The sequence below is a fragment of the Pedobacter sp. Leaf41 genome (assembly GCF_001422545.1).
Classification (GTDB): Bacteria; Bacteroidota; Bacteroidia; order Sphingobacteriales; family Sphingobacteriaceae; genus Pedobacter.
Window position 1 is genome coordinate 152,962 of sequence record NZ_LMLE01000010.1, and the last position, 24,738, is coordinate 177,699.

Below are 24,738 nucleotides of genomic sequence, written 5' to 3' on the forward strand. Positions count from 1 at the left end.
AAATTCATGGTATGAAAAGATTAACTATTTTAATTGTGTTAATCATCCCGTTCATTCTATGCACTTCCTGGGGTTTCTTTGCGCACCAAAGAATAAACAACCTTGCAATTTTCACCCTTCCGCGAGGCATGATCCTATTTTACAAAAAAAATATAAAGTTCATTACTGAACATGCTGTAGATCCTGATAAACGAAGATATGCCGATACCCTGGAAGCACCCAGGCACTATATCGATGTAGAAAATTATGAGAAAAATATCGATAGCATTCCGGAAAAGTGGAACGATGCATTAGCGAGATATGGTCAAAAACATTTAAATGCAAATGGTATTGTACCATGGCAAATTCAGCGTACTTATTTTAGTCTGGTAAAAGCATTTGCTAATCGTGATTCGATAAAGATTTTAAAATACTCTACAGATTTAGGCCATTATATCGGTGATGCCCATGTACCATTGCACACCACTGCAAACCACAACGGCCAATTAACAAACCAAGTTGGCATTCATGCTTTTTGGGAGAGTAGATTACCGGAGTTGTTTGCTTCGAACTATAACTTTGTTGTCGGCAAAGCGAAATACATCGAAAATCCTTTGAAAGAAGCCTGGAAGATCGTTAAACATACTCATAGCTTGGCAGATACAGTTTTGACTTTAGAAGCAAGGTTGGCAGCCGCTTTTCCTTCCGATAAAAAATATAGCTTTTCTGAACGGAACAATACCGTTTTAAAACAGTATTCCGTAGAATACTCAAAAACATATCATGATCAAATGAATAAGATGGTTGAGCGCCAAATGCGAGCTGCTATTATAGAAATTGGATCATTTTGGTATTCTGCCTGGATAGATGCAGGACAACCGGAGCTTAAGAACCTGGTGAAGCTAGAACCTAACCCAATTGAAAAACAAGCAGCCGAAGAGGCGGAAAAGAAATTTCTGCAAGGCACCGTGATTGGGAGAGAACTTTAACTTAGGCGTAAGCATAAATGAAAAAGCCGCAAATAAACAGGTAAATCTGCTTATTTGCGGCCTAAAGTATCAAACTAATATTTTAGTCTTCTTTAATTTCTTCTTCGATAATCTCTTCAACTTTTTTCTTTGAAAAGATTGACTTCGCGGCACCATAAATTACAGGCACGAATGTTCCAACTGCAATGATTAGCACCAAAATTTCAAAATTCTTTTCTACAAATGGAATTTTACCAAGCAGATAACCTGCAAACAATAAACTCGCAATCCAGGCAATACCCCCCAAAATATTGTAATAAGTAAATTTACCGAACGACATTCTTGCTGCACCGGCTACGAAGGGCGCAATAGTTCTGATGATTGGTAAAAACCGGCTAAAAATAATGGCTTTAGCACCGTGTTTTTCAAAATACTCATGCGATTGGTGGTAATATTTCAGCTTGAGAATTTTGTTATTTTCTTTAAATACTTTGATTCCAAAAAATTTACCAAGTTGATAGTTAACGGAGTTGCCTAAAATAGCAGCAGCAATTAAAATAAAAAGCATAAACCAGATGTTTAAGCCAGTACCATCGCCAGCCACCAAAGCACCTACAGCAAACAGCATGGAATCGCCGGGTAAAAATGGGGTAACCACAAAGCCGGTTTCAGCGAAAATAATAATGAAAAGGATCAGGTAAGTCCAGGTTTTATATTCCTGCATAATTACTTCTAATGTTTCTTTTGTATTAGTAAGTAATTGTATGAGTAAGTCGAAAAATTCCAAGTGATGTTAATTTTAATTTGTCAAAAGTATGAATATCGAAGGGATAATTTAGTAACTGTTCTAAGAATTAATTATTTGCCACTAATCGCTCTTTAAGCTTTCCATTTTTAGCACCCTCAATAATTACAGTGTAGACCTTGCCTTTTGCGAAGTTGGTGTATGAAATTGAATCCTGCACGCCTGCAGAGTCAACCAGATTTAGTAGGATCGAAGTGTTACTCCTGCCTACATCAGAAATTTGTTTATAAGTTGTTTTCTCTCCATAACCAATGCTTTCTACAATCTTTCCACTTTTATCTTTAATATCTACTTTGGAGCCTAATGTATGGCCTAAATTAATAAACATGATTTGTGCTACGTTATTATTTTGCCTAACGGTATCTTGATAAATAATCATTTCAGGTTTTGTGGTAGCCAAAGTGTTTTTTATCGTGTAATAAACTGAATAATTTTTACCTAGCGCAAAACTTTGTTTCAGAGAACTGTTTGTAACGCCGGTAACGCTATTTCTTGAATCAATTAGATATTCTTTATCGCCTTCTACAACAAAATACGAGGTGTTGGTACTTGTTGCCAAAGCAGAAACCCCGGTAACACTATTGAATAAAGCTTGATTGAAATAAAAATTTTGAGAGGTATCAGAAATGACTGTGTTAAATATCCTCACCTTTGCATCTCCAACAATTGAATTATCGTTTTTAATACAAGCACTAAATAAAACAACGGTAAAAACTAAAATTATCAGCTTGGAAGAATTCAAAAAATTACGTCTTTTCATAAAAAGGAATACTGTTGTTATAAAACGTAAAGATAATGGAAAGCATATAAACTTATGAATTAATTATCAGTTATAATGTGGGCTTCTAAAGCTGTGGACGTGCTTCCACTAAACCAGATGGTGTAAATTTTTCCTGCTTCAAGTAAGGTTCCATCAATGGTTTTAATACTTCCTGAGCCTACAACATTATACCTAAGGCTCATTCCAGCATCCACCTGAAAGTAAGTAGATGCTTCTTTGTAGAGTAAACCGTTAACAAATTGAGTGCCCGCTTGAACGCTGACATTTATGCCCGTTAAAAAAAAAGGGGTTAAGTTAATGAGTTTAATTTTCGCTTTGCCCGCTTCGGTATTGCTTAAATTATCCTCAAAAGTTATAATTTCTCTCGCTCCGGTACGATTACCAACTAAAAATGTAGAGTAAGTCAAAGATGGAGTAAAATTAAAGACTGATTCTGTTGGGAGATTTGCTGATCCCATAAATTTAACACTTCTGCTTCCCGAAACAACCTTTAAATAATCAGTTGATTCAGTAAAGGCAATTGCAGTAGTAGAATTCTTTTGGCCATCTACGTAAATATCTTGATTTGCTTCTGTTAAGGTAGCATTTATGAATTTAACTTTAGCCTCTCCTTTTACTACTATATTCGGATCTGGCTTTTTACAGGCTATTATGCAGTTAATAAATAGGACAAAGCATAGAAAGTGTGAGCGTTTAGTAAAGATTTTCATAGTTAGATTATTTGGTCGGTAAACAAAGATGGCTCGGTCAAAAACCAAGCCACCTTTAATATTCTAACTTTTGAAAATATATTTTAATAACTGTTGTTAAGCATTACAGGCATTACCAACATCAATACATCTTCATTTTCATCGTTGGTTTGAGGAATCAAAAGTCCCGCTCTATTTGGCGTAGATAATTCTAAAGTAACTTCATCACCGCTCAAATTGCTCAACATTTCGATTAAGAAACGGGCATTAAAACCAATTTCAAGATCTTCGCCATCGTATTGGCAGCTTAAACGCTCATGTGCTTCGTTAGCAAAATCCAAATCTTCTGAAGAGATATTCAACTCGCTACCGTTAATTTTTAGTCTTACCTGATGGGTGGTTTTATTTGCAAAAATAACTACGCGACGTAGAGTATTTAAAAATAATCCCCTGTCTATAACCAGTTTATTAGGATTATTTTGAGGAATTACTGCTTCATAATCAGGATAACGTTCGTCTATTAAACGACACACTAAGTTGATATTTTCGAACTTAAAGAATGCACTTGTAGCATTATAATCAACGGATACATTAATATCTGTTGATGGCAAAGCTGCCTTTAAAAGTGTTAAAGCTTTTTTGGGCAATATAAATGATGTTGCTTTATCAGCTTTACTATCCATTCTGCGGTAGCGAACTAATTTATGTGCATCAGTTGCCACAAAAGTAATATGCTGAGGAGATAACTGGCAGAATACACCAGTCATTGCCGGGCGTAACTCATCGTTACTCACTGCAAATATCGTTTTTGTAATGGCTTCAGTTAAAACTGATGCAGGCAAATTAACGGATGATGCATTTTCAACCACCGGGATTTTTGGAAAATCATCGCCATTTTCACCACTTAGTTTATATTTACCGTCGCCAGCACTAATTTCTATTGCGAAAGAAGTATCATCAATATTAAAAGCAATTGGCTGATCGGGTAACGTTTTAAGTGTATCTAATAAGATTTTAGATGGAACCGCAACCTTTCCCTCCTCCTTTGATTCTACAGCCAAAGCAGTTGTCATGCTGGTTTGTAAATCGGTTGCAGAGATCGTTAAGTTTCCGTCTTTAATTTCGAAAAGAAAATTTTCTAGTATTGGTAAAACCGTACTGCTGCTTGACGCACCATTTACAGTTTGCAAGTGTTTTAATAAAGTTGATGTGGATACAATAAATCTCATGATATCATTTAGTCTTCTTCAAAAATATAAAAATTATTTAGCGTACTTGTATTTGCGGTAATAATGTTGAAAAATTGCAAAGAATATTAACAATAGCATTGGAGCAACTACATTTATAAACTGCCATTTGGTTTTTTCGAGTTTAATTTTGGCTTTATCCAACAACCTTATTTTAACTTCTTTATCGCGTAAGCTAATTAAGTTATCATCATCGGTAAAATAATCCACAATATTTAATAAAAGGGCTTTATTACCGAATGTGCGCTGCGAATAACGATCGAAACCTAGGGGAAATGCAGAACCATCTTTGTCTGAAACCTGATTTTTAAAAATGTCACCATCTCCTAACACAATCATTTTTGAAGATTTACTGTTGGCGACATTTGTATAAGGTCGATCAATCCCCGCAGGTAGTGGCCGGCCTGCAAAAACCGATGGGAATCGGCCCTCTAACATCAAACCTACATGCTGTGGCGAACTTTGAAACTCACGTGGATCTAGTTGCTCTGCAATCATCTGCAAACTAAAGGGTTTAGGCAAATTATAAATCTTGTTATATGGCGAAGTAGATAAAATATAAGATTTTTGAATACCTTTTACGCCAATTGTATCTACTGTACTTGGAAATTCAGATTTAATTCCATCTAATTTCTTTACAACGCTGTGAGTGGTATCGGGAAGTAGAATTGGATAGTAAATCCAATGCATGAGCTGCATTTGACTTTGGCCGCCAACTGCTCCGGTTGAAACCGGAATTTCAACATTGTTCGCTGGATCGGCGACGATATTGTAATTTACCCTGGCGCCATACATAAAAAGCATATCATCTAAATTCAGGTCTCTTGCCGTTGCCAGCTGGCCGTTTTGGGTTCTTAAATTTTCTAAATCCGCATTATTTTGATCGATGCTCCAAAGCACACGACCGCCATTCATTACAAAATAATTTATTTTATATTTCTCAGTTTCTGTAAAAGTTTTTTTAGGCTTCGCGATGATCATCATGTTCAGCTTATCCAAACCTTCTTTAGTAATCGTATTTAAATTGACACGACCCACAATGTAATTATTAGCTAAAGTTACTCTTGCATCCTCCAGTTCTAAATCGGTCAATTCGTCGTTAGATTCTGTAAAGCCAATCCGTGGATTGTAACCGTTGAGCACCTTTTTTAAATTAGAAGTAAACGTGTACTCTAAATTCTCTATCGATCGGTTAATATTTTCTTCATAGCCACCTGCAACATTAAAGTTTTGCAGCAGTTTAACCGGCATTTGTTTCCCATCAACCTCAATTACCGCTGCTGGAACAACAATTTTTTCAGTAGTACCGCTCTCGGTTTTTAATGCTGTTCTTGTAGCCTCAATCCCATCCTGGGCCATATTGTAAATTACGGTATCTTGCTCTTCAACAGTTAAACCAGCTAAAGGATCTACGTAAACCAGTTTCACTTCCGCAGTAGAATAAGCCTTAAAATCAGAAAGCAAATCTTTAACTCCTGTTTGCAAACGTTTAAAAGCTGGTGGAAGCTGACCATCTAAAAACACAGTAATCGTAATTGGTTTTCGGTTATTGGTTAAAAGTGTTTTCGTTTTTTCGCTTAAAGTGAAGCGTTTATCTGCAGTAAAATCGAAGCGATGAAAAAAATAGTTACCTGCTACATTTAGCAAAACTAAGGCTGTAATAAATACAACTGAGTTTATCCATTTTTTATTCTTAGCCATTATCGTTTCCCTCCTATCACTAACTTGGTAAAAAATAAAAACAGGCAAGAGGCTGTAATGAAATAAATTAAATCTCGGCTATCTAGCACACCTCTACTAATGGAGTTATAATGTTGATTTATACCTAAATTGGTAATAAAACCTTCTATGTTTTGAAGCGAAATAACTTGACTGCTGTAATCGAAACCCAAGAAAGCAAAAGCACATAAGGCCGCACAGATTACAAATGCAACAACCTGATTTTTGGTTAATGCCGAAGAAAATAAGCCAATTGAAGTAAAGGTTGCACCTAACAAAAACAAACCTATATACGATCCGATTATCGCTCCAGAATCTACATTGCCTTCCGGAAATCCCAGTTTGGATAACGAATAAACATATACTAAAGTTGGGATCAATGAAAACAATATCAATACCAGGCTGGCTAAGTATTTTGCGATAATGATCTGCCAAATGGTAATTGGCCGGGTAATAAGCAATTCATAGGTCCCTTCACGTCTTTCTTCAGCAAAAGATCGCATGGTAATTGCAGGAATAAGAAACATAAATAAATAGGGAACCAGGCTGAAGAAGCCACCTAAATCAGCATATCCATAATCAAGAATGGAGGTATCAGGAAAAAACCAAAGCAAAAGACCAGAAACCAATAGAAAAATGCCGATGGTGATGTAAGCAACCATCGAACTTAAAAAACTGAATAACTCGCGTCTAAAAACTGCGTACATGTGCTAATAAAACGTCGAAGTTAACCATTTATTTGAGCATATTAAAGATGATTTCGAAGTAAATACGCCTTAAATAATTCACTAACATTAGTAATACTTTCGTAATTCGGTTTTATAAAACCAATGCCCGGATGGTCCTGATCCCAAGTTATAAAACGAAATGATCAACAACAGGGTTGTAAGTATTCATTTTAAACAAAAAAAGCTTCTTGAAATTAATCAAGAAGCTTTTAAATATGATTGTATTGTTTAGAAAGAATAACCAAAGCCTACCGAAAATACTTTATTTTTAAATTTAACATCTACTTCACTTGGCTCATCAATAACGCTACTTAAACCTAATCCATAACCAGCATGGATATTTAATTTATTGTTGAATTGAAAACCAGCTAAAAAGTTTAATCCAAATTCTCCACGTTTAATGCCATCATTTGAATCGAATTCGATTTTTTCCTTCTCAGAACCATATTTAACGTTTCCACTTAAAGCATAAGCAAAATAAGGACCAGCACCAATAAATACTTTTCCTGCATTGTTCACTTTAAAATTAGCAAGAACGTTCACTGGCAACTCAAGATAATTTAAGTTTAAAGTAGCTGACTCATTAGTTAAATCTGATTCTTCGAAATCGAAAGTATCTCCGCCCAATTTGCTTCCCTTTCCAATAAAACTTAAGCCCGGTTGAATGGAAATAATGTCTGACAGTGCAAACTCTGCCGTTCCACCAACATAAAATGATATTTTTGAATCGAAACCAATTGACGTACCTCCAGCAGAAATACTCATGCTTGGGAAAGCAACACCTGCTTTTACACCAAAGGTTACAGGTTTACTTGTTTGAGCTGATGCTGCATAGCCTATGCCAGCAAGCATTAATAAAGATAATAATGTTTTTTTCATTTGATTTTTGATTAAACGTATATTTAGTTGATGCAATAGACGTTAATTATCATCAAATAGTTACGCAAATCGGTCGAAAAAAATTATATCTACCTGATTATCAGAAACAATAATATCAAATCAAAAAAATTAATTTAATAGTGCCAATTCTATTTATTACTCTACAGGCCAAAAACATAGGCAACACGAATACCTGCAAATCCTTTTGAGCTAGAATTATTAATACCCAAAATGTTGGTTTCATTTTTACCTGCCCAAGCTTCGTAACGGATGCCAACATCAAGTTTATTGCGGCCAGATAATTTGAATTGGTTCCCTATTCCGGGCGACCAAATAACTACATTTCGTTGCCCGTTAATGGACAACCCTGCTCCTACCTGAGCTTCAGCGTAAAAACTTTGGCTTTGGTATTTAACACCCGCTTTAAGTGGAATATAAGTTAAATCGCGTACATTGATTAATTGGTTGCGTTTTCCGAAGAAATTCATAATACCTGCATTAACTGTTAATGCTACTTGCGGTGATACTGGAAAATCTGCCTTCGCAGAAGCGCCCAGACCTATTCCGGATAAACTGAGAAAATTTCCAGATGGAAGTCCAAATTCGGCACCGATGCTGATATTAGAAGAAGTTTGTGCTTTCGCATTTAAGCATAAAAAAAGGATAGCAGCAAGAACCAAGAAACGTAGTTTAAACATAGATTAAGCTGTAAGTTTTCTAAAAATAGCTTCTAAAGAGTTGTTATTATTTGATTTCTTGATTCCTTCTAGTGAATCGTTAGCTACAATTTTGCCTTTATTTATGATAATAATATCATTGCAAATGGCCTCAACTTCCTGCATGATGTGCGTGGAGATGATGACTGTTTTGTTTTTGCCAAGCGCTTTGATCAGTGCTCTGATCTCTACCAATTGATTTGGATCTAGGCCAGACGTAGGTTCATCCAGGATTAAAACATCAGGATTGTGAATGATCGCCTGAGCCAAACCAACTCTCTGGCGATAACCTTTAGATAACATTCCTATTTTTTTATGTTGCTCAGGTGTTAAGCCAACCATTTTAATTACTTCATCAATACGGTGAGTTAAATTTTTCATTCCATAGGCTTGGCCTACAAAATTCAAAAATTCCTTGATGTACATGTCGGTATAAAGCGGTGTGTTTTCTGGCAGGTAGCCAGTATACTTTTTTGCTTCAATGGCTTCTGTTAAAATATTTCTGCCTGCAATTTCAGCGTGGCCCGAGGTGGGTTCCAAATAACCGGTAAGCATGCGCATCGTAGTCGACTTTCCTGCACCATTCGGCCCCAGGAAACCTAAAATCCGTCCTGGTTTGACTTCAAAACTAATCGCATCTACCGCCTTTTGGTTATGATAGTGTTTGGACAAATTTTTTACTAAAATACTCATCGTGTTATTTTTAACCTTATTTTTTTTACGTCGGATGTTTCAGTTAGTTAATATTGGCTGAACTCAGCTTCTTATTGTACCGAAATTTATCCAATTGTTCGGCAGCTTGGGCAATGTTATCCGATGACAAAATATCTGCTCCATTATTGACCAAATGATAGTAAACATTTTTGGCAGGATTGGCAATCGAGCTTTTATCGATGTTGCCCATTGTACCGAGAATGGTTGTAATACCTTTTTCATGTAGATAACCGTACAGTTCTTTATCAGGCGCACTTACGCCCACAAAAGCTACAATTCGATTATTTGGGATACCCAAATTGTTTAATCGCTTCAGTTCAGATTTTTTTTGTACTGATGCAGAAATCATTAAGTCGGGCGCCAATTGATGTACTTCCTGTGCCTGATTTGCTGTGTAAGTGATGATGATTGAGTTGCTTTCAACTTTATACCGCTTCACTTTCTCAATTACCTTGGCATAACTCACTCCACGTTTCAAATCGATGGTGAGCAAAACCTTGCCTTTGCTCCAGCTCAATACGCTATCCAAAGTTGGAATTTTGAAACTAGTTTCTTTTCCATCGTCATCTTTCAGGTTAAAAGCTTGGAGCTCTTCGTAAGTATAACTTCCTATTTCTCCTTTACCTGTCGAAGTTCTATCCAGTTTATCATCATGCATAATCACCATTACCGAATCTTTGCTGTATGCAATATCAAATTCGATCACCATCGGGTTATACGTGGTGGCGTTTTCGAAAGTTTCAATACAATTTTCAGGGAATCCAGGCATTGGTCCGCCGCGGTGAGCGCTAATTAATGGATAGCGTTTCTCAGGCGACCATTTTAAGAACTGATATAATTCTTCGGCTTTATTGAATTTAATATAATGATGAACTTTTTCTTGTTGCTTACAGGCAGTGAAAACTGAGATTGCAGCAAAGAAAAGTAGATAGTGAAACTTCATGTTTCAAAAATAGGAAAAAATGGGTGATGTAAAATGGAATTCTTGGCGTTATGCATTTTAAACCTGAATAGATTCGCAACTTTCGCCACCTTAAACCCGATTGCAGCGAACACGTAGTGCAACGAAGTAAAGCGCAAAGCGGGACTGAAATAAACTGATAAGCACTGTATTTGCTTTTCGAAAAAACTTTAAACATTTAAGGCATTTAAGAACATCAAAGCAGGGGTTTTTACTTTAATCTTTCAGCTTTAGTCTTTCAGCTCAAAATAATTATCTTTGCCTGCATTATGGCTCAAAAGAATAACGACGAACAATTTAAAAATGTAATATCACACGCTAAAGAATACGGTTTCGTGTTCCAAAGCAGCGAAATATATGACGGCTTAAGTGCCGTTTATGACTATGGCCAATTGGGTGCCGAGTTAAAAAATAACATTAAAACGTACTGGTGGAAAGCCATGGTACAAATGCATGAAAACATTGTGGGCATTGATTCTGCGATTTTTATGCACCCGAAAGTTTGGAAAGCAAGCGGACACGTTGATGGTTTTAACGACCCCATGATTGACAACAAGGATTCGAAAAAACGTTATCGTGCTGATCAACTATTAGAGAATAAAATTGATGAACTATATGCTGAACTTTCCAATTTCAGTACTGAAAACAAAGTTAAATTTGAAGAATTTCAGCAGGAGATTTTAAATTTGAGCGATGAAGGCCAAGCAAGCTGGGTACCGAGTTTTAAAGATGAGGAAGGAATTTTAGACAACACAAAATATCCTTTTGTTGATGAAGCAAGCTGGAGATTTGTTAAAAAAGGCTTAGCCCTCGAGGTAGAAATGAACCTCGCCCTCAAAGCTGAGAATTTAGCACAGCTGAAAGATTTAATTGTTGACTATAAAGTAATCTGCCCAATCTCAAAAACATCTAACTGGACAGATGTCCGCCAATTTAACCTGATGTTTAGCACTCAGTTTGGAGCTATGGCAGAAGGTAGTGATGAAGTTTATCTTCGCCCGGAGACTGCCCAAGGTATTTTCGTAAACTTTTTGAACGTTCAAAAATCAGGAAGAATGAAAATTCCTTTTGGTATTGCACAAATTGGAAAAGCTTTTAGAAATGAAGTAATTGCCCGTCAGTTTATTATGCGTATGCGGGAGTTTGAGCAAATGGAAATGCAATTCTTTGTGCGCCCGGGAGAAGACAAAAAATGGTTTGAATACTGGAAAGAAGCTAGACTTAAGTGGCACAAAGCTTTGGGAACTTCATCAGAAAAATACCGCTACCACGACCACGTTAAATTAGCGCACTACGCAAACGCGGCAACTGATATTGAGTTTGAATTCCCATTCGGATTTAAAGAAGTAGAAGGTATTCACAGCAGAACTGATTTCGATTTAACGCAACACCAGGAGTTTTCGGGAAAGAAAATGCAATATTTCGATAACGATTTAAACGAAGAAGGTAAACCTTACGGAAATTATGTTCCTTACGTAATCGAAACTTCAATTGGTTTAGACCGTATGTTCTTGCTAACGATGATTAATGCTTTCGAAGAACAAGATTTAAGCACTGAAGAAAAACAAGATAGCCGTACGTTATTGCGCTTACACCCTGCTTTGGCACCTTACAAAGTGGCTGTTTTCCCATTAACTAAAAAGGATGGTTTACCAGAAAAGGCTCGAGAAATTATGGATACTCTGAAATTTGATTTCAACTGTATTTATGAAGAAAAAGATGCCATTGGAAAGCGCTATCGCCGTCAGGATGCTGTTGGTACCCCATTTTGTATTACAGTTGATCACCAAAGTTTAGAAGATAATACCGTTACCATTCGCCACCGCGATAGCATGGACCAGGAACGTGTTGCGATTGCAGACTTAGCCGACATTGTGGGCAAAGCGGTAAGCTGGAGAACGCTTTTGGCATAATAGAATCTCCATGCGCTAAAGCAATTCTTTGGCTTTGAATTTAGCGCAGCATCACATCGTATAATTAGTCGCAGGTTAAAAAGTTGCGACTTTTTTGTTTAAAACAGTCACAAACGTTATCAAGATCATCAGTTTTAGCCAGAATTTACAAACTCAAAATCTTCTTTAAAAATACATTAAGAAATACAAAACCTTCTAATTTCCGTACCACTCGTGGTTTTCTACCCTGGTAATCTCCGGCTTCCCGATTTGATTGAGATACCTTCTGGCACCTACCAGCGTTTTATATTCCCGCTCATCGAAGTTGAATGCTCCAGGCTTTAAGCTATTAATTCTAACCATTCCTGCTGACTGTATAAACTCCCCATCGCTCATATAAATGGCCGTATGCGTTATTCGCCCCTTGAGGTCACCCTTCAATTTCGCGGCTGCGAAGAACAGTAAATCTCCCGCTTTTAAATTCTTCAGGCACTGATCAATGCTAGTAGAATCATTCTCGAGCACCTCAATCTCCTCACCAATCAACGCCTGCTGCGAGGCATCTCTGGGAATTACAATCCCGTTTAGAAAATAGCTGGTTTTGGTAAAGCCGCTGCAATCAACGCCTTTAACTGATGTGCCTCCCCATAAATACGGAACGCCCAAAAGTGTTTTGGCACTGCTTAAAATGGCATCCGCAGTCGGGTTGGTTTGTTTCCGCCAGGTTGAAAACGAAGTTCCTTCGACTTTTTTAATATGCCCTATTCTCTTGTCAGGAAATACCACCCGGTAAAAGTTTTTCACTTCAGCTGTTACTTCTAAAATGTTCCCTTTCACCAAGTCGGAAACCCGAAGAGATTTTTCATCAGCTTTGCTGTAAGCGTGGCCATAATCGGCCAAATAAATCATCCGCTTCGCGTTTTTCCAACGTTCAAAGCTTTGTCGATTCATCAGGCTAACTGCTGCTCCATCCGTATAAGAAATGTAGCCGTCTGGTGTTTTAACCAAATAGTATCCACCTTGCTTTTTTAGTACTTGCACAGGAGTGCCCAAAGTCATTTGTGTCATCATTTCTGCCGCGTTTTGGGGCGCTGCTCTATTGTTGCAAACTGAAAGATTAGCCAAACCAAACTCCAAACCATTGAGTGATTTCGATGGTAAAAGCTCGCTAATTTTCACAAGTCCGGTTTCTTGGCTTAACTTAGAAGCTAACATTTGTAATGCTTTTTCAGACGTGCTTTCTGCGTAAATGGTATCGCCTTTAAAGCCAACCTTAAAGTAAACTGATCGCTTATCGGGCGCAAATTCTTTTTTTACAGCGTTAGCAATTACCCGGTAAGCGGCGGTATCAACCTGGGCTTTTAAAGATATTGTTGTTCCAAGTAGCAGAGCCAGAATAAACATTCGTATCATGTTCTAAAATTAGTAATAATCCATAAATGCAGTATTCAATGAGTTGTAACTAATCACTTACCTGGCCAGATTTTGGTTTAATTTCTATCTCTAAAAATAAATGATTTTGAACGGCGTTATTGATGAATACCGTCACTTTAATGAACAAACTATTTTTAGCCTTTTTATTCCTTATCGTTATCGGCAGGCAGGTAAATGCCCAAACATGGACCGACGCCGAGTTTCAAAGAGCCAATACGGCAGCAAATGCTCCCTACTTAACGAATGAAGAAAAAGATATTGTGATGTACATGAATTTAATCCGCATGGATGGAGCAAAATTCTATTATACTTTTCTGGATGATTACATCTATAACTACAATGCTAAAGTTCGAAAATACCGCAACTATAATCAACTACGTATCACCCAAGATAACCCTTACTATACCTCCCTGCTTAAGCATTTACGCGGCGTTAAGAATTTGCCGATGTTTTATCCTGATGAAAAATTAAGTGCATTGAGTAAAAGCCATGCCTTAGATTTAAAAAAATACAACTTAAGTTCGCATGAAAGCAGTAATGGCAATTCATTCACAAAACGCCTTTCAAAGTTTTTTCCTAACCTCACCAAAAGCGAAAATATTGATTTTGGCTATTCAAAAAGCCTAGATATTGTTTGCCATTTACTTCTGGATTGCGGGGTGCCCGAGTTAGGGCATCGATTTAACATTATCGATCAAAAAAACAAACTTAACACAGTTGGCATAAGCATTCAAGGCCACCCAACATACACCTGGTGTGCAGTGATTGATTTTGTTGCGCAGCCCGCCTACCAAAATAACGCTAAATAAATATTGGGGCTTCTAAATGGTTTGTCTTAACTTATTCAAAGTGGCTTCAGCCAGCATCATTTTGCATTTTATTTAACAATTGTGCCAAATCTTTCTATTTTTGGCCAAATAATTCCATAATGCGTAAAGCCATTTTATCTTTTATCGACTTTTTTTACCCACCGTTTAAAAGATTTATTTCCTTACATAATTTCAGGTATTTAGCTACCGGCGGAAGTACTTTTGTACTCGGCTTGGTTGTCTTCTATCTGGCTTATAATTATTTATTTTTAACAGAAGAAGTTAAAGTTTTAGCGATGACGCTGAAACGGAATACGATGGCTTTAATTGTTGAGTTTGCAATTGTAATTCCTTACAGCTTTTTACTTAATAAATATGTGATTTTTACGCATAGCGAAGTTAAATCGCGTACTCAATTATTTAGATTTATAAATCTACAGTTCATTAACATGTTGTTAAACTATGTGTTATTGAAATTTTTTGTAGAAATGCTGGGAATCTATCCTACCATTTCGCGGTTGGTTGTATCAGTTGGCATCGCCGGTTTTAGTTATCTCTACCAACATTACTTTACTTTCAGCGTTAAAAAAATTGGGGATAAGAAAGTTGCCAAAAAGCACTAATTTCTTTTTGAAAAGCAGTTTCAGTAGCATTTAGGTTAATCCGGCCCCGCCCTCATTTCAAATCGCTCCCGATGAAAAATCGGGATTGCGTGTTTTCCATTAAGTCGGGCTTAGCTAGCCTTGGTCGTGGTTCTGTTTATGGTTGAGAGCACATTCCCAAAAAAACCATGTTGATGAGCACAGTCTGGTGTGATTAAACGGGATGGAAGCGGTATCTTTTTTACGCATTTTTAATGCGTAAAAGATTTAGCGAACAGCCCGGCTACCCATTGAAATGAAAGGCAGGTTTAGCTTTTCAAATGATTAATCTATTTATTAAAAATTAGCATTTATTGCCTCAAACCTTTATTACGCTGTGCTGTTAATTTAAGCAGTCGCTTATTTGCTAACATAAAGGCAACACCATATATTAGCTCCCGACCAACTTATTTTCATAAACCATGAGCCATTTTAATGACTTTAATAATGCTCAGGTAGCCAAACTACCCAAGCATTTAAAACAGTTTATTGTTGACCAAAACTACGAGAAATATACGCCTATAGATCAGGCGGTTTGGCGGTATGTGATGCGACAAAATTATAGCTACTTAAAAAACGTGGCATATTATCCATACATAAAGGGTTTACAAAGAGCAGGGTTGAGTATAGAACATATTCCTGATTTGCAAACCATGAATGATAATTTGGGTAAAATTGGTTGGGGTGCAGTTACTGTTGATGGTTTTATTCCACCTGCAGCTTTTATGGAATACCAGGCTTATCGGGTTTTGGTTATTGCCGCTGATATCAGGCAAATTAACCACATTGAATATACGCCTGCTCCAGATATTATTCACGAAAGCGCCGGGCATGCTCCGATCATTGCAGATACTGACTATAACAATTACCTCAGTTACTTCGGTTCTATTGGTGCAAAAGCGATGTTCTCTGCCAAAGATTTTGAACTTTATGAAGCGATTAGAAAGCTCTCTATTTTGAAGGAAGCTGTTGATGCCAACGATAGCGAGATCGCCAAATCAGAAAAAGAACTTCGGTACATTAATGAGAATATGGGCGAACCATCTGAAATGGCTTTGCTGGGTCGGCTGCATTGGTGGACAGTGGAATATGGCTTAATCGGAACTTTGGAAAACCCAAAAATCTATGGTGCCGGATTACTTTCTTCCATCGGTGAAAGTGCGAGTTGCATGCAAAGGCATGTTGAAAAAATTTGGTATAACATGGATACCATCAATTATGCTTACGACATTACTAAGCCACAGCCGCAATTATTTGTTACAGAAACTTTCCAAAACTTAATCGATGTTTTAGAAACCTTTGCAAATACCATGGCGTTTAGGGTTGGAGGTGCAGAAAGTGTAATGAAAGCGATTGATTGCAAGAACGTTGCTACCGCAGTGTATAGCTCGGGTTTGCAGGTTAGCGGCATATTTACTGATATTGGCCTAAACGCTGATGATGAAGTAACATTTATTAAAACAACTGGCGTTTCGGCATTGGCTTTCGCAGGAAAGCAGCTTGAAAATCACGGCAAAGATTATCACAAAGATGGGTTTTCCTCTCCCGTTGGAAGACTCAAAAGTTCGCTAAAGCCCCTCGAAAATTCTAGTGATGAAGAAATGGAATTGGCTGGGCTTTACCTCGGCAATAAAACCAATTTGACCTTTGAAAGTGGCATTACCGTAGCGGGCAAGGTGAATAATATTTTAAAAAGAGCGGAAAAGATAATATTAATTACGTTTGAGGAATGTACCGTTACCGAAGGCAATGGAAACGTTTTATTTAAACCCGAATGGGGAATTTACGACATGGCCGTTGGGGACAAAATTGTATCGGTATTTAATGGAGCTGCAGATAAAGATGCTTTCGAAGAAATTACCTTGGTTAGTTTGGAAAAAACTCAGCAAATCGTTTATGATGATAAAACCTTAAAACTTCATCAATTTTACAAGACCGTTCGGGAGATTAGGGAGAGCGGTGATCATTTAGCGAAGCTGCCTGATATATTTGATCAACTTAGAACCAACCACAGGCAAGACTGGCTTTGTGCCTTGGAAATTCTAGAACTTGTTTACCATAAGAAAATCTACCATCAATTGGAAAGGGATGTTTTAATTTACCTTGAGCTTAAGGCGGCCCGAGAAGCCGATCATCGTAAATTAATTAATGATGGTTTGCATGTGATTAAAAATCCGGTGAGCCAGTTAGTTGTGGAATAGTCGAAATGCAAATAATTTAAGCCTGCCGAAAATTAATTTTAATTGATTAAATTTGATTATGATAATTGAAATTCAGCAACCCGTTACTAAAGAAAAAGTGCAAGAAGCAATAAAAAAGGTGTCGGAAGGAGCTGCAAAAAAAAGCTTACGTAAGCACTTCGGCAAACTTCAGCGTGGACTTGACGGCGTTGATTATCAACAAAAAATAAGAAATGAGTTCATTTAGTTTTGTTGCTGATACAAACTTTCTCATTAATGTTCACGAGGGTTTAGAAAAAACCGAACCCTTTCTAGATGGAACTGCAATCGTTTCAGTAATATCTGAAATTGAATTATTAGGCTGGCATTTGCTTAAGGAGAACGAGAGATTAGGACTAAAATCTTTACTAGAAGATTGTGTAATAATTGAATTGAATTCTGAAATAAAAAATATTGCGATCTCAATTCGTCAGCAATATCGAGTAACAACTCCCGATGCGATAATCGCAGCCACTTCAAAATTTTTGCAAATTCCACTAGTTACTTCCGATAAAGGTTTTAAGTCGATAGTTGATATCGAACTAATTTTAATTTAGCAAACAACAGCAATTTCAAGCTGATATCAATCAAAAGAATAAAATGAACATTATAATTACCGGGGCAAGCAGCGGAATTGGTTTCGAAACAGCTTTAGAATTCAGTTTACAAAAGGAAAACAAAATTGTCGCTATTGCCCGTACAGCAGATAAGTTGCGGAAGCTTCTAGAAATTGCGAGGGGAATTAATCCTGATTGTACTTTATTACCTGTAGAGTTTGACATCGTAAATGATGATTATGCAGCGCTCATTCCATTTTTGAAAGAGCGACTGGGGCATGTAGATATTTTAATTAACAATGCGGGCGCATTAATTAACAAACCTTTTTTACAAACTACAGAAGCAGATCTTGCCGAAATGCTCCAAAGCAATGTGATCTCACATTTCAGGATGATTCAGCAAATTCTACCACTGATGCAAACTGGCGGACACATTGTTAACATCGGAAGTATGGGCGGTTTTCAGGGCAGCGTTAAATTTCTTGGACTGGCGGCTTATTCTGCCAGTAAATCGGCTTTGCACACACTAACGGAATGCCTTGCGTTTGAATTGGCCGAAACGGGAATTAAAGTAAACTGTTTGGCCTTAGGCTCTGCCCAAACTGAAATGCTGGAGGCAGCGTTTCCAGGATATCAAAGTCCGGTTATGGCCTTTGAGATGGGTAAATATATTGCCGATTTCGCTAAAACCGGGCACAAATTTTTTAATGGAAAAGTATTGCCAGTTGCGGTAACTACACCCTAATAACAATTTTATAATGGTAATTTATCTTTTTGTTTAAAAGATTTGATTACTTTTCCTGAATTAAATACTAATTAATTGTCCCGAGAATAAACTATATATCAATCTAAATTTAAATTAATGGAAACAAACAAAAACTTCACCACTACGGGCGATGGCAAAACGGCTGGCATCGTAAGTTATTTTACCATCATTGGTTGGCTAATTGCGTACTTCGCAATCCATAAAGACAATAAAACCGAACTTGGTAGCTATCAATTAAGACAAACTTTGCTTTTTGCAATCGTATCAACGGTGCTAGGATGGGGTTTAAGTATTTTATTGACTATTTTAATTGTTTCTACTAATATTGCTTCTTTAGGGATTATTGCGACAATTGTTCAGATTGGTCTTTTTGTACTTTGGATTATTGGTTTAATTGGAGCAATTAATGGTCAGAAAAAGCCAATTCCGTTAATTGGAGAAAAAGCACAGACTTTGTTTCCTGGAATATAATAAAATTTCAAAGTTAATTAAGAAGCTCAAGTTTACTTGAGCTTCTTTTGTTTTAACTGGTTTTCCACATTTTAAGCTGCCTTAGATTATTTTTCTATCTTTGGCTCCAACATATGAAGAAAATAATCATTCCAATTCTGTTTTTCATTTTGTCTGCAACCGCAGGAAAAGCTCAAACCATCATACCAGCACAATACCAGGAAATGGTTAAAAAACTGGTTGCCAATCTACCAAAAGAAGCTAAGGCTCCATCAGGTAATCAAGAAACCAAATCTGAAACACTTATCGATTTTGCTAAAAGCATGTTAGGTATTCGCTACCGTTACGCTACAAGCAATCCGAAAATAGGTTTTGATTGTTCTGGTTTTGTAAGTTATGTTTTTAGCAATTTTGGTTTTAAGGTACCGCGTTCATCACGTGAATTTAGTGGCGCAGGTAAAGAAACTAACCTGGAAAATGCAAAAGTGGGTGATGTTTTAATTTTTACAGGCAGTAACTCAAAAATAAGACGTATCGGTCATGTAGGCATCGTTTACTCTATCGATGAAAACGGAATAAAGTTTATTCACGCCTCTTCGGGAAAAGCTCATAGTGTAACCATTACCGAGCTTAACGGACATTACAGAAACCGCTTCATGAAGATTGTAAGTATTTTATAGCGTTATTTCTTTAGGTACTTCCACATTCTCGGCTTTCCTTCGCCAAGCCATTCCAAAGCGGTTTCTAAACGCTTTAGTTTAGTAGCTTCAGTTTTTGCCTCTTCTAGCCAAATCACATATTCTCTTTTATTTGATTCGCTAAAATTCTGAAAAAAACGTAATGCAACCGGATCGTTCTGTAAAGCATCAACAAGAAACTGGGGCACAATTAACGGCGGCTTTTCAGCACTTTTTGGTTTCGGCGGAAGTTTAATACCTGCTTCATTAAGCTGTATTGCCTGCTGAATATAAGCCATCAGCACTTCGTCTGGCGGTAAATCTGCAAACGTCTTGATTTTTCCGAGTGCACCCATTGCGTTCGTTCGATCTTTGAAAAGATTGAGTTCGTCTGTCATTAATGAGCCTTTCCAAAAACCAAAAGCACAATGGTTTTTGAATGAAGCCATATGGCAAACCGGACCTTTGAGCTCAAAAAATGGCATGCTCCATTTCATCTTTTCTTCTATCCGGGCATCTGCTTTGTGAACTAGATTTCTTAAATGATCCAAAATTGGAATGGCGAATTCAGCAGAATTTATAATGTACTGATCAACCTGAACGATAGTATGCATGATGTTTGGTTTTAGAAATTAAATTCAAAGTAAAACGACTTTTAAAGCAAGTGTTACCTCCCCGCTCTCGAGAAAGGTTTTGGCGAGTTCGTGCAGCTCTCGCTCCCTGTTGGTAGCATCACCTATTGTGGCATCCAAAATTTCCTTCACTTCAGGATGCGAGCTTACCAAGTCAACTTCCTGCTCATCTGGCAGCACTTCAACATTACCTAACATCCCCAAATCATTCCCGGTTAACACTTTAGATAAACGAACCGCTTTAGGCAAAGCATCTACCCCTATTCCGAGCTTAGCCAAAGGTTTGGCCACTTTAAACAAATTGTTTTCAGTAACCCGGCAGTACCAATCGCCACCCAAGCGGGCTACCAAATCAATTTTCTTTTGATCGATTTTCCCACTGTTATCCAAAATATCTTCATTGATGTGGATTAACTTTATTTCAGCGAGTATTAAATTACCAGCACCATGGCTATCGCCTAAAGGGATTACCTGATTAACCACACATTCAAACTGAACTGGTGCTTCTGCAACCCTTGGTGGAGAGACTAAATCAGATGCTAGCATCGTGAAACCTGCTTTTTGAAACTCATTGACGCCTTTTGCATATTCGGTACTGGCTAAGCTCATTTGCTGTACCATATCGTAATTTACAATATTGATAACGCATTCTTTCACCTGTAATACGTTCTCTAATGTGTGTTTTGTGGTATTATCACGAACCCTTCTTGCTGGCGAAAAGATACAAATGGGCGGCTTTGTACTAAACATATTGAAAAAGCTAAAGGGACTCAAATTAATATTTCCGTCAGCATCAATAGTAGAGGCAAAGCAAATTGGACGAGGTGCTATTGCATATTGCAGGTAATCTTGCAGTTGCACAGCACTTAAATCTTCAGTTTTTAGGGTTAACAAAGTTGGAATGTTTTAGTTGTTGAAATGTTGGAAAGCTTGAAAGTTAGGATATGTTAATGTTGGAAAGTTGAAATGTTTTAAAGTTATAACTGTTTGATACTACTTTTTGCTCTTAAGGTTCTTCTTTTTTAATTCAAAATCTCTCAAATAATCTATAAATCGCTTAGTTTTTGCTGAAAATTCAATACACTTATCATACAAAAAATTAAAATCATTTGCGATAATTTGTTCGCTGCCTGAACGACTATTATTTTATTTCAAAACTCAACTGAAGAACCTTTGGCATAAGTTAAAAAACGTACAAAATCAGGATTATTATTGTATTCAAAACCCTCAGCAACATTATCAGACATTGACATGGGTGCTCGTCGAAATTGGTCCTTTAAGCCGCGTCAGATTTCATCGGTTCAGAATCAGAAATACGATAAGCTCTACTCCAACTTGTTTTGCCAACTGCCAAATTTCCAAATCCTCAAACTTTTCAATCTTTGCCATAACCAAAACGTTGAATGATTAATTTACATGTATTGTGACTATACCACCTGAACGTTTCAATGTTAAAACGTTTCAATTTTTTAACAGAGGATAAAAGTTTTATTTCTTCAAAGCTAATATCGAGAAATCGGTGTCGGCTTTTGTAATGTTATTGGTTAGCGCACCTAAACCTGTGATTTCCATTTCCACCACATCGCCGGGTTGCAACCATTGTGTTTTATAATTTGGATCATTTAATAAACCGGTTCCGTTCAGCTCGAGGAAGCAGCCCGTACCCACCGTTCCCGACCCAATCACGTCGCCAGGAAGAACGTCTACTCCATAAGCACAACGTTCAATGATCTCGGCAAAGGTCCAATCCATATCCGCAGCATTGCCATTGGATACCTCAATACCGTTTACACGACAAGTCATTTTCAAATCGTAAGCATTCCCCACGTGGCCTTCTTTTGCTGGCACTTTATATTTTTCAAGTTCATCTGGCGTAACCAACCACGGTCCAATCACAGTAGAAAAGTCTTTCCCTTTTGCCGGACCAAGATTGAGTAGCATTTCTTCCATTTGTAGGGTGCGGGCGCTCATGTCATTCATCACCATATAGCCAGCGATGTATTCATCAGCCTCTGCTGCTTTAATATTTCTACCTTTTTTACCAATCACAATTGCCAGCTCAAGTTCGAAATCGAGTTTATCGAAGTGATCTGGCATACACTCAATTTCTCCCGTACCCTGAATAGCATTATGGTTTGTAAAATAAAATATAGGATACTCATCAAATTGAGGGATCATATCAACTTTACGGTTTCTTCGTGCTGCTGCAACATGTTGCCTAAAAGCATAACCATCTCTACAACTGGTTGGGTGAGGAACCGGAGCCAAAATTTCATAAAAGATTTCCTCTTTAGCCAATAACAATCCATCTTTAATTTGTAAATCAATCTTTTTTGCCCGTTCCATCAGTACTTCTCCTCCTTGCAAAAATTCATTCATTGTATCAGGAAGCAGCTTATCACAACTGTTTAAATTATAGATGTGGCCATCTATGAACAGGCCAAGGTGCTCTCTATCTTCAGTTTTATAACTTACTAATTTCATATAAATTTGGTTAAAGTACGTTGTAAAGCTAATAATTTAGGACAGGAAAAGAAAAATGCCTGAACTATTTAAGTTCAGTATATTTTTGCAGATCTTTTTTAATTAATGGAAAATCTTTAGCTTCCAACTTTTTATAATATCGTTTGTTCGCGAAAAGTTCACCTGTTAACAGACCCAATGAAACGCCAACAGGAATACCAACAATGATCAGAACTACCGATTCCAGTACATTTGAGCTTTCTACCGAGAGGGCAAGAAAAACAAGGGCACCAGCAATTGCAAATGGTGCCACAACTCCACGCCTGTGAATAAATAACTTGTCTATATTTTCCGCTTTCAGTACGCTGGTATCACCATTATTTCTCACCAAAATAAGTTGTTTATCTTCTGCGGCATAGAAAAAACCACGGTATCGCTTGCCAGAGTGCTCAACAACCTTAATTTTGTATTTCCATTTCTTTTGAGCCGATACGGTGAAGCAACTTAGTAAGCAGATGAGGAGCGTTACGAATATTTTCATCAAAGTTAGGTTAGAATTAAAGATAAAGAAATTTCATCTTAAAAATAAAATCATTACTTTAGCATCATCAAAACCATGATTTTAAAAGCATTACATATCAATTTAGTGAACGACGCAATAGCTGCCCGTCGCTATAAAATGCTATCCAAATTAATCATGGCTCAATATTCTCTGTAATTCTCATCACCTTTCCCTATAAATTGAAACGCCTTTGCGTTTTGATTGTTTATTCTTTTAGATCTTATTTCTAACCTAACTTATATCATTATGCCTGTTTATCATAAATTGGGGCAGATACCAGCAAAACGTCACACGGTTTTCCGTAAACCCGATGGAAATTTATATGCCGAAGAACTGGTTTCAACCGAAGGTTTTTCGAGTTTATATTCCTTGGTTTACCATTGTCATCCGCCTACCATTGTAAAACATTTAGGTGAACCTTACAGTGTAGAACCGAAAATTGCTCGTGAAAAGCATCTTAAACATACCAGCTTAATCGGTTTCAATATCAAGCCTGAAGATGATTTTTTGAAAAGCAGAAAACCCGTTTTGGTGAATAGCGATTTACATATCGTGTTGGCCGCTCCGAAAAAATCAATGACTGATTATTTCTATAAAAACAGCCAGGCTGATGAAATGATCTTCATTCATGAGGGTTCTGGAAAACTGAAAACGGGTTTCGGGGAAATTAAATTTGCTTACGGAGATTATCTGATCATTCCAAGGGGAACAATTTATCAAATGGAATTTGACAATGAGGCAAATAGATTGTTCATTGTTGAAAGTTTTAGCCCGATCAGGCCTCCTAAACGATACCTTAACCAGTATGGACAGTTAATGGAGCATTCGCCATACTGTGAAAGAGATTTAAGGTTGCCTGAAAATTTGCAAATGCATGATGAACATGGTGATTTTAAGGTACTCATCAAAAAACAAGGTTTAATTTACCCTTATACTTACGGCACACACCCTTTTGACTATGTAGGCTGGGATGGATATCATTATCCTTACGCATTCTCGATCCACGATTTCGAGCCGATAACTGGCCGTCTGCATCAACCGCCTCCGGTACATCAAACATTTGAAGGGCATAACTTTGTGGTTTGCTCTTTCGTTCCACGAAAATACGACTACCATCCAGATTCTATTCCAGCGCCCTATAACCACAGCAATGTAGACAGTGATGAAGTGCTTTATTACGTCGATGGTGATTTTATGAGTCGCAAAAGCGTGGTTAAAGGACAAATTACGCTCCATCCCGGCGGTATTCCGCATGGTCCGCACCCAGGAACAGTGGAAAAATCAATTGGAAAAGAAAAAACAGATGAGCTAGCCGTAATGATTGATCCTTTTAAACCGCTGATGCTTACGCAAGATGCAATTGATATAGAAGATGAAAATTACCACAAAAGCTGGCAGATTAATGTAGAATAAAAGTGGTCGGGAGTCGAAAGTCCAATGCTATAGAGTG

27 protein-coding genes are annotated in these 24,738 nt (G+C 37.3%); 11 read left to right on the forward strand and 16 right to left on the reverse strand.

The genetic code is table 11. The features are described from left to right. Positions 1-11: 11 nt before the first annotated feature. A complete protein-coding gene (locus ASE92_RS17220; protein WP_056851357.1) occupies positions 12-968 on the forward strand; it encodes a zinc dependent phospholipase C family protein in 957 nt (318 codons plus the stop codon). A gap of 82 nt (positions 969-1,050) precedes the next feature. Here ASE92_RS17220 and ASE92_RS17225 read toward each other — a convergent pair whose 3' ends face one another. The 10 genes from ASE92_RS17225 to ASE92_RS17270 form a co-directional block, all read right to left on the reverse strand. After that, the gene (locus ASE92_RS17225) at positions 1,051-1,734 is read right to left on the reverse strand and encodes a VTT domain-containing protein (protein ID WP_056851358.1); all 684 of its coding nucleotides are present in this window, start codon (positions 1,732-1,734) and stop codon (positions 1,051-1,053) included. Positions 1,735-1,801: 67 nt separating this feature from the next. Continuing rightward, complete coding sequence (locus ASE92_RS17230) at positions 1,802-2,512, reverse strand: hypothetical protein (protein ID WP_056851359.1); 711 nt, start codon at positions 2,510-2,512, stop codon at positions 1,802-1,804. Between the two features lie 59 nt (positions 2,513-2,571). Further along, positions 2,572-3,243 carry a DUF4397 domain-containing protein gene (locus ASE92_RS17235; RefSeq protein ID WP_056851360.1) on the reverse strand — a complete coding sequence of 224 codons (672 nt, stop codon included), beginning with the start codon at positions 3,241-3,243 and terminating at the stop codon, positions 2,572-2,574. A gap of 83 nt (positions 3,244-3,326) precedes the next feature. Continuing rightward, complete coding sequence (dnaN, locus tag ASE92_RS17240; RefSeq protein ID WP_056851361.1) at positions 3,327-4,451, reverse strand: DNA polymerase III subunit beta; 1,125 nt, start codon at positions 4,449-4,451, stop codon at positions 3,327-3,329. 33 nt (positions 4,452-4,484) lie between these two features. Next, positions 4,485-6,170, reverse strand: coding sequence for a gliding motility-associated ABC transporter substrate-binding protein GldG (gene gldG / locus ASE92_RS17245; protein WP_056851362.1), 1,686 nt, complete (start codon positions 6,168-6,170; stop codon positions 4,485-4,487). Further along, the gene (gene gldF, locus ASE92_RS17250; protein ID WP_056851363.1) at positions 6,170-6,895 is read right to left on the reverse strand and encodes a gliding motility-associated ABC transporter permease subunit GldF; all 726 of its coding nucleotides are present in this window, start codon (positions 6,893-6,895) and stop codon (positions 6,170-6,172) included. The genes gldG and gldF overlap by 1 nt, the downstream gene beginning before the upstream one ends. A gap of 249 nt (positions 6,896-7,144) precedes the next feature. Further along, positions 7,145-7,795 (reverse strand): porin family protein, encoded by a 651-nt coding sequence (locus ASE92_RS17255; protein ID WP_056851364.1) that lies wholly within the window; start codon positions 7,793-7,795, stop codon positions 7,145-7,147. A 161-nt stretch (positions 7,796-7,956) separates the two neighbouring features. Further along, positions 7,957-8,493, reverse strand: a complete 537-nt coding sequence (locus ASE92_RS17260) for a hypothetical protein (protein ID WP_056851365.1) — start codon at positions 8,491-8,493, stop codon at positions 7,957-7,959. A 3-nt stretch (positions 8,494-8,496) separates the two neighbouring features. Further along, a complete protein-coding gene (locus ASE92_RS17265) occupies positions 8,497-9,204 on the reverse strand; it encodes an ATP-binding cassette domain-containing protein (protein ID WP_056851366.1) in 708 nt (235 codons plus the stop codon). Between the two features lie 43 nt (positions 9,205-9,247). Further along, a complete protein-coding gene (locus tag ASE92_RS17270; protein WP_056851367.1) occupies positions 9,248-10,168 on the reverse strand; it encodes a glycerophosphodiester phosphodiesterase family protein in 921 nt (306 codons plus the stop codon). Between the two features lie 287 nt (positions 10,169-10,455). Between ASE92_RS17270 and ASE92_RS17275 the strand changes: the two genes are divergently transcribed. Further along, positions 10,456-12,099 carry a glycine--tRNA ligase gene (locus tag ASE92_RS17275; protein WP_056851368.1) on the forward strand — a complete coding sequence of 548 codons (1,644 nt, stop codon included), beginning with the start codon at positions 10,456-10,458 and terminating at the stop codon, positions 12,097-12,099. Positions 12,100-12,294: 195 nt separating this feature from the next. On the opposite strand, the gene ASE92_RS17280 is transcribed toward ASE92_RS17275, so the two are convergent. After that, positions 12,295-13,491, reverse strand: a complete 1,197-nt coding sequence (locus ASE92_RS17280) for an SH3 domain-containing C40 family peptidase (RefSeq protein ID WP_082455106.1) — start codon at positions 13,489-13,491, stop codon at positions 12,295-12,297. 140 nt (positions 13,492-13,631) lie between these two features. Here ASE92_RS17280 and ASE92_RS17285 point away from each other — a divergent pair, with 140 nt between their 5' ends. The 8 genes from ASE92_RS17285 to ASE92_RS17315 all read left to right on the forward strand — a co-directional run bounded on the left by ASE92_RS17285 (position 13,632) and on the right by ASE92_RS17315 (position 19,634). Next, a complete protein-coding gene (locus ASE92_RS17285) occupies positions 13,632-14,321 on the forward strand; it encodes a CAP domain-containing protein (RefSeq protein ID WP_056851370.1) in 690 nt (229 codons plus the stop codon). Between the two features lie 119 nt (positions 14,322-14,440). After that, positions 14,441-14,944 (forward strand): GtrA family protein, encoded by a 504-nt coding sequence (locus tag ASE92_RS17290; RefSeq protein ID WP_056851371.1) that lies wholly within the window; start codon positions 14,441-14,443, stop codon positions 14,942-14,944. A 440-nt stretch (positions 14,945-15,384) separates the two neighbouring features. After that, positions 15,385-17,163 (forward strand): aromatic amino acid hydroxylase, encoded by a 1,779-nt coding sequence (locus tag ASE92_RS17295; protein ID WP_056851372.1) that lies wholly within the window; start codon positions 15,385-15,387, stop codon positions 17,161-17,163. Between the two features lie 58 nt (positions 17,164-17,221). Further along, entirely contained in the window at positions 17,222-17,389 is a 168-nt protein-coding gene (locus tag ASE92_RS21220) for a hypothetical protein (RefSeq protein WP_157255777.1), read from the forward strand. Continuing rightward, the gene (locus ASE92_RS17300; protein ID WP_056851373.1) at positions 17,376-17,738 is read left to right on the forward strand and encodes a type II toxin-antitoxin system VapC family toxin; all 363 of its coding nucleotides are present in this window, start codon (positions 17,376-17,378) and stop codon (positions 17,736-17,738) included. The genes ASE92_RS21220 and ASE92_RS17300 overlap by 14 nt, the downstream gene beginning before the upstream one ends. Positions 17,739-17,781: 43 nt before the next feature. Then, entirely contained in the window at positions 17,782-18,483 is a 702-nt protein-coding gene (locus tag ASE92_RS17305) for an SDR family oxidoreductase (protein WP_056851374.1), read from the forward strand. A 117-nt stretch (positions 18,484-18,600) separates the two neighbouring features. After that, on the forward strand, positions 18,601-18,975 hold the full coding sequence (locus tag ASE92_RS17310) for a DUF4870 domain-containing protein (protein WP_056851375.1): 375 nt from the start codon (positions 18,601-18,603) through the stop codon (positions 18,973-18,975). A gap of 113 nt (positions 18,976-19,088) precedes the next feature. Then, entirely contained in the window at positions 19,089-19,634 is a 546-nt protein-coding gene (locus ASE92_RS17315) for a C40 family peptidase (protein ID WP_056851376.1), read from the forward strand. A 2-nt stretch (positions 19,635-19,636) separates the two neighbouring features. Here the strand turns inward: ASE92_RS17315 and ASE92_RS17320 are convergent, their stop codons facing one another. The 5 genes from ASE92_RS17320 to ASE92_RS17335 form a co-directional block, all read right to left on the reverse strand. Further along, positions 19,637-20,245: a YdeI family protein gene (locus ASE92_RS17320; protein WP_056851377.1), complete on the reverse strand. Its 609-nt coding sequence runs from the start codon at positions 20,243-20,245 to the stop codon at positions 19,637-19,639. Positions 20,246-20,269: 24 nt separating this feature from the next. After that, positions 20,270-21,157, reverse strand: coding sequence for a flavin reductase family protein (locus ASE92_RS17325; RefSeq protein WP_056851378.1), 888 nt, complete (start codon positions 21,155-21,157; stop codon positions 20,270-20,272). Between the two features lie 257 nt (positions 21,158-21,414). Continuing rightward, positions 21,415-21,516 (reverse strand): four helix bundle protein, encoded by a 102-nt coding sequence (locus ASE92_RS21765; protein ID WP_082455107.1) that lies wholly within the window; start codon positions 21,514-21,516, stop codon positions 21,415-21,417. A 235-nt stretch (positions 21,517-21,751) separates the two neighbouring features. Further along, positions 21,752-22,747: a fumarylacetoacetate hydrolase family protein gene (locus ASE92_RS17330; protein WP_056851379.1), complete on the reverse strand. Its 996-nt coding sequence runs from the start codon at positions 22,745-22,747 to the stop codon at positions 21,752-21,754. Between the two features lie 64 nt (positions 22,748-22,811). Then, the gene (locus ASE92_RS17335; protein WP_056851380.1) at positions 22,812-23,267 is read right to left on the reverse strand and encodes a hypothetical protein; all 456 of its coding nucleotides are present in this window, start codon (positions 23,265-23,267) and stop codon (positions 22,812-22,814) included. Positions 23,268-23,534: 267 nt separating this feature from the next. On the opposite strand from ASE92_RS17335, the gene ASE92_RS17340 reads away from it, so the two are divergent. Beyond that, the gene (locus ASE92_RS17340; RefSeq protein ID WP_056851381.1) at positions 23,535-24,701 is read left to right on the forward strand and encodes a homogentisate 1,2-dioxygenase; all 1,167 of its coding nucleotides are present in this window, start codon (positions 23,535-23,537) and stop codon (positions 24,699-24,701) included. Positions 24,702-24,738 lie beyond the last annotated feature (37 nt).

Excerpts from the sequence above, each read along its gene's own strand:
- ASE92_RS17220 (WP_056851357.1), top strand. The coding sequence starts at position 12 with ATGAAAAGATTAACTATTTTAATTGTGTTAATCATCCCGTTCATTCTA.
- ASE92_RS17230 (WP_056851359.1), bottom strand. The coding sequence starts at position 2,512 with ATGAAAAGACGTAATTTTTTGAATTCTTCCAAGCTGATAATTTTAGTT.
- ASE92_RS17235 (WP_056851360.1), bottom strand. The coding sequence starts at position 3,243 with ATGAAAATCTTTACTAAACGCTCACACTTTCTATGCTTTGTCCTATTT.
- dnaN (WP_056851361.1), bottom strand. The coding sequence starts at position 4,451 with ATGAGATTTATTGTATCCACATCAACTTTATTAAAACACTTGCAAACT.
- gldG (WP_056851362.1), bottom strand. The coding sequence starts at position 6,170 with ATGGCTAAGAATAAAAAATGGATAAACTCAGTTGTATTTATTACAGCC.
- gldF (WP_056851363.1), bottom strand. The coding sequence starts at position 6,895 with ATGTACGCAGTTTTTAGACGCGAGTTATTCAGTTTTTTAAGTTCGATG.
- ASE92_RS17255 (WP_056851364.1), bottom strand. The coding sequence starts at position 7,795 with ATGAAAAAAACATTATTATCTTTATTAATGCTTGCTGGCATAGGCTAT.
- ASE92_RS17260 (WP_056851365.1), bottom strand. The coding sequence starts at position 8,493 with ATGTTTAAACTACGTTTCTTGGTTCTTGCTGCTATCCTTTTTTTATGC.
- ASE92_RS17265 (WP_056851366.1), bottom strand. The coding sequence starts at position 9,204 with ATGAGTATTTTAGTAAAAAATTTGTCCAAACACTATCATAACCAAAAG.
- ASE92_RS17270 (WP_056851367.1), bottom strand. The coding sequence starts at position 10,168 with ATGAAGTTTCACTATCTACTTTTCTTTGCTGCAATCTCAGTTTTCACT.
- ASE92_RS17275 (WP_056851368.1), top strand. The coding sequence starts at position 10,456 with ATGGCTCAAAAGAATAACGACGAACAATTTAAAAATGTAATATCACAC.
- ASE92_RS17280 (WP_082455106.1), bottom strand. The coding sequence starts at position 13,491 with ATGATACGAATGTTTATTCTGGCTCTGCTACTTGGAACAACAATATCT.
- ASE92_RS17285 (WP_056851370.1), top strand. The coding sequence starts at position 13,632 with ATGAACAAACTATTTTTAGCCTTTTTATTCCTTATCGTTATCGGCAGG.
- ASE92_RS17290 (WP_056851371.1), top strand. The coding sequence starts at position 14,441 with ATGCGTAAAGCCATTTTATCTTTTATCGACTTTTTTTACCCACCGTTT.
- ASE92_RS17295 (WP_056851372.1), top strand. The coding sequence starts at position 15,385 with ATGAGCCATTTTAATGACTTTAATAATGCTCAGGTAGCCAAACTACCC.
- ASE92_RS21220 (WP_157255777.1), top strand. The coding sequence starts at position 17,222 with ATGATAATTGAAATTCAGCAACCCGTTACTAAAGAAAAAGTGCAAGAA.
- ASE92_RS17300 (WP_056851373.1), top strand. The coding sequence starts at position 17,376 with ATGAGTTCATTTAGTTTTGTTGCTGATACAAACTTTCTCATTAATGTT.
- ASE92_RS17305 (WP_056851374.1), top strand. The coding sequence starts at position 17,782 with ATGAACATTATAATTACCGGGGCAAGCAGCGGAATTGGTTTCGAAACA.
- ASE92_RS17310 (WP_056851375.1), top strand. The coding sequence starts at position 18,601 with ATGGAAACAAACAAAAACTTCACCACTACGGGCGATGGCAAAACGGCT.
- ASE92_RS17315 (WP_056851376.1), top strand. The coding sequence starts at position 19,089 with ATGAAGAAAATAATCATTCCAATTCTGTTTTTCATTTTGTCTGCAACC.
- ASE92_RS17320 (WP_056851377.1), bottom strand. The coding sequence starts at position 20,245 with ATGCATACTATCGTTCAGGTTGATCAGTACATTATAAATTCTGCTGAA.
- ASE92_RS21765 (WP_082455107.1), bottom strand. The coding sequence starts at position 21,516 with ATGTCAATGTCTGATAATGTTGCTGAGGGTTTTGAATACAATAATAAT.
- ASE92_RS17330 (WP_056851379.1), bottom strand. The coding sequence starts at position 22,747 with ATGAAATTAGTAAGTTATAAAACTGAAGATAGAGAGCACCTTGGCCTG.
- ASE92_RS17335 (WP_056851380.1), bottom strand. The coding sequence starts at position 23,267 with ATGAAAATATTCGTAACGCTCCTCATCTGCTTACTAAGTTGCTTCACC.
- ASE92_RS17340 (WP_056851381.1), top strand. The coding sequence starts at position 23,535 with ATGCCTGTTTATCATAAATTGGGGCAGATACCAGCAAAACGTCACACG.